The sequence below is a fragment of the Cyanobium sp. NIVA-CYA 375 genome (assembly GCF_056108345.1).
Genome location: NZ_JBSYHW010000412.1, coordinates 1 through 561 on the forward strand (window position 1 = coordinate 1; position 561 = coordinate 561).

The 561-nt window shown below is 47.6% G+C and carries 2 protein-coding genes; both read left to right on the top strand.

Going from position 1 to position 561, the window contains the following annotated elements; genetic code table 11:
- A partial coding sequence (locus AC01FP_RS18870; RefSeq protein ID WP_474482475.1) for a DegT/DnrJ/EryC1/StrS family aminotransferase occupies positions 1–276 on the top strand: 276 nt, incomplete at its 5' end.
- 24 nt (positions 277–300) lie between these two features.
- On the top strand, positions 301–561 hold a 261-nt coding region (locus AC01FP_RS18875; RefSeq protein WP_474482477.1), incomplete at its 3' end, for an LbetaH domain-containing protein.

Sequence of the window (561 nt, forward strand, 5' to 3'; positions counted from 1 at the left end):
GATGAGCTTATCGAGGTATTATGGGCCGAGAATATTCGTGCAAGGCGCTACTGCTATCCCGGTTGTCATCGGTCAGAGCCCTATGCCAGTCGTGGTTGTGAATGGATTCCAGATTTGCCTGTGACTGATTATGTAGCTGCCAATGTGCTCGTCCTGCCGGCAAGTTCAGCGGTGTCAGTCCATGAAGTATCGATGATTTCTGAGCGGATTCGCTTAGCTCTGTATCATAGTTGCCAAGTTCGACAGATCCTGATCTCAAGCCCGTCATCCCTGTAGTTTTTAGACTTTTGCTGGTTGAGTATGCAGCGTTTTCTTGATCACGGTGAGCTCGCTTCCATCGGCTTGCGGTTTATTGGGAGGAATGTTCAGGTTGATCGCACTGCTATATTGATCAATCCTTCCTTGATTTCAATCAATGATAATTGTCGTATAGATGCATTTGTTTTGATCACTGCTGGCGAGGAGGGGGTGAGCATTGGCAAGAATGTGCATATTGGGGCATCGAGCCAAATCTTTGGCTCTGGTGGTGCCGTTATCCTGGAGGATTTTTCTGGACTTTCT